Consider the following 5,749-nt stretch of genomic DNA (forward strand, 5'->3'; position numbering starts at 1 on the left):
ATCATGAATATCGGCGTTTATTTGTTTAAGTCTCGCTCGGTAGGTGTCCTGAAGCTGAAGTTGAGAGGACACGAGCAAGCAATTCGCAATACAGTATTGTTCCTGTCCACCGGAGGCTGCACATGCCCCTTCTGCACCGGACGGTTCAGAGTAGTCCTCTCCCAGGCAGTCTTCAAGCCAGTGCCGGGTTAGACCATCAGCGCCCATGAGTAGAAGTGCCAGTGACTGAAAAAGGCCATCAGGGGAAATAACAAAATTTCCAGGCATTTCTCGTGCTGCATGGCTAAAAACATTGATGGCAAGCTCAAGATTTCTTTGCGATTCATCCCCTTGTTGAGCAGGATATGAATCAGGCTTTACTGGTGTGGCCGATAGGAAAGACACCATGTCATGTTGAGTGTGGCCATTTTTGTTATGTTTACACATCGGGCAGGATGTAACAGCTTCACGACTGAAAAGAAAGCCGCATTCACATCTTTGAATCATTCGCAAGCTTTCTCCGGAAGTACCTGTGAATAACAGTGACAATGTGTGAATAAGGCTATCAGTGGAAATGAAAGAGTTTTCAAGAGTTTCTTGTGCTGAATGGCTGAGAACATCTACGGCAAGCTCCAGATATTCCTGCAATTGATCCGATCGTAAAGCGGGATTGGCTTGTGTTGCCGATTCGGAATGCGTTGTGCCATGTTGAGGGTGGTAGTTTTGATGTTGACAGACCGGGCAGCGTACAGAGTATTGGTGATCGTAAGTATAGCCACAGTTGTTACAAAGCACTGCCAGAAGCTGAGAAGGTAGCAACAGGCAACAGACTAAGCAGAATAATACCAGAACGACCCTGTATTGGCAGGCTATATCGAAAGATTTACTGGGTAAAAACACGTTTGAACCTTGTTGTCTTAATTTTAGGGTTTGGCTCGTAATAATCTCCCTATTTAATGGTTCGCTACCCTGCGAAAAAGTCAACCTAATGTGTAATTCGAAATCAAATATAGGATAGTTTCTTCGTGAGTGCTCAAAAAACTAAACCAGCTTGAAGGTCAGAGGGTACTGGCGCTTTATATATTGAAGATCAATTGCTTTTCGATAGTTACATACGCAACTTTAAATCTCTTAAAGTCCCTCACCCTTCCGCTTGCAGCAAGAGGGTGAGGGAGTTAGGAGGCTACCCCCCAATCCTTATTAATGGGTTTGCCATACTGAAGTGCCTGCGCCTAAGTTACCGGGATCAAGTATCTGCCCAATGAAGATGATTTTTTTTGTGATTATATTACGCAATATATAAAGAAATGGTCGATTAAATGTGATGGATTCTCCCGGCTCTCTCCCAAACCCTCTAAGCACACGACTGCGTGTGACAGCTGCGGCCCGGGTTCCTGCTTCATTAACTTCCATGGCACAATGTTGACTAAAAATCATACTGTTGAGAGGTGCAGGGAGAGTCAGCATATTTCCCAAACTGGCCTTTTCAAAAAGGAAACTTAAACCTGCCTGACTTAAAGCTTTGTTCAAATCCGTTTCCGAATCGACTTTAAACGGTGGAAGTTCGAGAGAGATGGTTGAACTGGATGGATCGGCTTCTTCGGAGTCTAATGATGAAAATAATGCTGTTATTATTTCTGGCGTTACCTCTTGAGGCATTATTCCTTCCGGGGGTAACACCAATATCATTTCATGCGCTCCATGGTAGAAAACGGTTACTGCTTGCCAATCATTTTGACTAGCGTATTGGGAAGATCTGATTTCTCCACTCAAAAATTTATCTAAAATCACTCTTTGATTATTGGGTAAAGTAAATTCACCTTTACTTCGGGTTCTGAAAGGCTTATCCCAAAGTCCCATGAAGTAAACAGAATTTATGAGTGCTACGAGATGAGATGAGCCCCAGTCGCGGGCGTTGCAGAAAAATGGAATCATACCACGGGTTAACTCGCAAAATAGTTTGTTGAGCTCCCGGGCGAGTTGTTCCAAAGATGCAGGGTTGGAAAAGTTGACATTATCACGAATCGCGACGTTTATCTGCCTGACCCTATCACGATAAGTCTCCTGAAGCTGAGATTCGTGGGATACGAGTATGCAATTTGCAACACAGTATTGGTCCTGTCCACAAAATGTTGCGCTTGATGCTGCGGCACCGTATTGCTCAGAAAAACTGTTACCCAGACAGTTTTGAAGCAATTGCTGAGTTTCGCCGGTAGCTCCCATGAGTATCAGTGCCAGTGATTGAAAAAGGCCATCAGGGGAGATAACCAAATTTGTAGTCATTCCTTCTGCTACATTGCTAAAAAGATTTATGGCAAGCTGGAGAGATCTCTGGGATTCATCAGATTGTACACCAGGATTTGAATCAGGGTTGACCGGTGTTGCCCATTGGGTAGATGTGTTGTTAAGTTGAAGATACTCATTTCCAATTGGACATATCGGGCAAGATGAAAAATCTTCAAGTCTGTAAATAGACCCGCAGTCACAGCTTTGAATCCCTCGCCAGCTTTCATCCCCTTCCGGACCAGCATATAAATAAGGGTTGACTGACGTTGCCGATTGGGAAGGAGTTGTGTCATGTTGAAGGTGATCATTCAGAAGGAAGCAGCGCGGGCAGAAAGTGTAGGTTTCATGATCATAATCGAAGTTGCACTTTTCACAGGTTACAGCCAGAATTGGCGAGGGTAGAAACAGGAAATAGAACAGAGAGGCAATAACCAGAAAGAACCTGTACTGCCAGACTGAGTCTGAAGATTTATTCAGTAAAAGCACGTTTATACCTTGTGGTCTTAATTTTTAGGGTTTGTATCGGGGTTGCTTCCCTGTTCACTAAACAGTTACCCTCCCTGGACGGTCACCGAATATGAAATCCGAAAATCAATATAGGATAATTTTCTGGTTACTTCCCATCCAATAAATAGACCAGCCTACAGGCTTGAGGGTTCAGGCGTTGTAAAAATTGAAGCCCCATTAGAATTGACGGTCAGTAAACAGTCTTCATAAAGTGAGCAGAACGGTAAATGTGGCTCAAACAAGAGGCGGAAGTGCCTGCAAAAGCGGGTATCTTGCTACTCATCATCGCTTATAGTGAGGAGAGTCATGAGGCTACCCTGTGCCAATTAATGGGTATTCGATTCTGAAGTGCTTGCTCTTAAGCCCCGACGATCAAGTATCTGTCCAATGAAGATGATTCTTTTTGTTATCTTATTACGCAATATATAAATAAAGGGTCCACCAAATCGGATTGGTTGTATTGTATTTCCTTCATGTGTTCTCTTAGAACCAGCGTGTGTTAAAGCTGCGCCCGTTAAGGTGTTCGTCAGCTTGTACATCATGACTTGAGTCGTCATTTACTGGTATTGCCGATTGGGAAAGCGATGTATCATGTTGAGAGGGGAGATCCTTATCTCTCATATTACACGACGGTATCGGGCAGAATGTGAAGTCTTCTGAATCGTAACTAAAGCCGCATTTGTCACAAGTTACAGCCAGAAGTTCTGAGGGTTGCAACAGTAAATAGAGCAACACCAGAACGATTCTGTACTGGCAGATTGAATCGGAAGGCTCACTCAGTAAAACCACGTTTGCACCTTATCGTTTTGACTTTAGAGTTTTTGTCGGAATAAGCGCCTTGTTTCCTGAATCAGCTTTTCTATCGGGACGCTCCACTGAATGTGGAAATCGGAATTCAATATAGAATAGTTTCTTTGTTATTTTCCATCGATTGCGGTGAGGGGGGCAAGAGGCTACCCCATGGCAATTAGTCGGCTTCCGGTTCTGGACTGCTTGCTTCTGAGTCCAGATGATCAATTGACTGCCCAATGAAGATGATTCTTTTTGTTATTTTATTACGAAATATATAAACAAAGGGTCGATCAAATCGGATTGATTGTATTGTTTCTCCATCATGTGCTCTCTTGGAACCAGCGCCTGATAAAGAGGCCCCCCGGGCTACTTGTTCACTGAACACATTTATAGGAGCAGGTAGAACTGGCACAGCTCCTGAACTCAGATCGTTGGTAACAACAGCAATGGCCAGTGAACCTGATTGACTTAGAGCTTCGCTCAAGTCAGTGTTTTTATCAACGTTAGAGTGTGGAAGTTCGGGCGTCATCGTTGAGCTGGAAGGAAAAGATTCTTTGGCGTCTAATGACGAAAATAATGTGCTTATTACTTCTGACCTTAACTCATTAGGCAATAACCTTGTCTGGGGTAAAATTAAAATTATTTCATCGTTCTCCAGGTAGGGAAAGGTAAATGCTTCCCAATCATCGTGATTGGCGTATTGGGAAGGATTAATTTTTCCTCCCGTAATTCTGTCTAAAGCGGCTAGTTGGCCATCGGGTAAGGTAAATAACGCTGCATCTTGGGTACCGAAAGCCCTTTTCCACATAGCTATAATGTAAAAACAACTATAGAATTCTATGATCGCAGATAAACGGCAATTGTCGTGCATACAGTGATGTTGAATGATACCATGCATTGAACGGCCAAAATTTGTGTTGAGCACTTGAGCCAAGCTTTCTAAAGGTCCAAGATTGGTGAAGTCGACATTACCAGGAGCATTGTCGGCTATGTGTTTAAGTCTCTCTTTATAAATCGCCAGAGACCGAGCTTCACTGGCTGAGGGCATGCTAGATGCTGCTCCATCGGTTGGATCAGAATACTCATCTTCCCTTTGAAGTTGATCCAATTGCTTGTTCGCACCGTCAGCACCTGCCTGTAACAGTAGCAGTGCCACTGTCTGAAAAAGACTATCAGGGGAAATGACAAAATCTTCATGAGGAAGATTGAGTGCTGTATGGACAAATTGATCGATGGCAAACTCCTGATTTTTCAGCGATTCATCAGCTTGTACATCAGGAGTTGAGACTGGATTGACTGGTGTTGCCGATTGGGATGGCACGGTGTCATGTTGATGGGGGTGATCTTCTTGATAACACGCCAACGACGGGCAGAATGTGTCGTCTTCCTGATCGTAATTAAAGCCGCATTTGTCACAAGTTACAGCCGGAAGTTGTGAGGGTTGCAATAGTAAATAGAGCAACACCAGAACGACCCTGTAGTGGCAGATTGAATCGAGAGACTTACTGAGTAAAATCACGTTTGTACCTTATTCTCTTCACTTTAGAGTTTTCATCTGAATAACCTCCTTGTTTACTGGGCTGTTGTCTTGCTTGGGCGATCAACGGAATATGAAATCCGCAGTTCAATACAGAGTAGCTTCTTAGTTATTTTCCATCCAGAATTAAGCAATGCGGGGTAGGTGTTGCTAGCTTGGCACTTACCTTGCGTCTGAGTCCCGTGGAGCAAGTATCTGCCCAATGAAGAGGATTCTTTTTGTTATTTTATTACGCAATATATAAATAAAGGATTGATCAAATCGGATCGATTGTATCGTCACACCCTCATGTGATCTCTTACAGCCAACGTGGGCTGAAGCTGCGTCCCCGGTTCCTTGTTCATGAATTTCAGTGGCACTGTGTTGTCTGAACACATTCGTGCGAACAGGTAAAGGAATAGCTGGCATGGCTCCTGAATTCAGATCGCTTTTGACTGCAGAAATTAAACCTGAGCCTGATCGACTTAAAGCTTCACTCATTTGAGTATTTGTATCCACTTTAGAGTGAGGAGGTCCGGGAGTTATCGTTGAGCTGGATGAAGAGGATTCGTCACAGTCCAATGATGAAAATAATGCCGTAATTATTTTCGGACTTACCGTATAAAGCATACTCTCTGCCGGAGACAAAACCAGAATTATTTCATGATC

Annotated in this window: 5 protein-coding genes; all 5 read right to left on the reverse strand. The window is 43.6% G+C overall.

Going from position 1 to position 5,749, the window contains the following annotated elements:
• The coding region (locus KDK19_RS01720; RefSeq protein ID WP_257291217.1) for a serpin family protein at positions 1-879 on the reverse strand (879 nt) is incomplete at its 3' end.
• A gap of 300 nt (positions 880-1,179) precedes the next feature.
• The gene (locus tag KDK19_RS01725) at positions 1,180-2,751 is read right to left on the reverse strand and encodes a serpin family protein (RefSeq protein ID WP_257291218.1); all 1,572 of its coding nucleotides are present in this window, start codon (positions 2,749-2,751) and stop codon (positions 1,180-1,182) included.
• 504 nt (positions 2,752-3,255) lie between these two features.
• Positions 3,256-3,561: a hypothetical protein gene (locus tag KDK19_RS01730; protein ID WP_257254020.1), complete on the reverse strand. Its 306-nt coding sequence runs from the start codon at positions 3,559-3,561 to the stop codon at positions 3,256-3,258.
• A gap of 178 nt (positions 3,562-3,739) precedes the next feature.
• The gene (locus KDK19_RS01735; protein ID WP_257254019.1) at positions 3,740-5,083 is read right to left on the reverse strand and encodes a serpin family protein; all 1,344 of its coding nucleotides are present in this window, start codon (positions 5,081-5,083) and stop codon (positions 3,740-3,742) included.
• Positions 5,084-5,263: 180 nt separating this feature from the next.
• Positions 5,264-5,710 (reverse strand): serpin family protein, encoded by a 447-nt coding sequence (locus KDK19_RS24235; protein ID WP_368736428.1) that lies wholly within the window; start codon positions 5,708-5,710, stop codon positions 5,264-5,266.
• Between the last annotated feature and the right edge of the window lie 39 nt (positions 5,711-5,749).

Source organism: Endozoicomonas sp. ONNA1 (assembly GCF_024606325.1).
In the GTDB taxonomy this organism is placed as follows: Bacteria; Pseudomonadota; Gammaproteobacteria; order Pseudomonadales; family Endozoicomonadaceae; genus Endozoicomonas_A.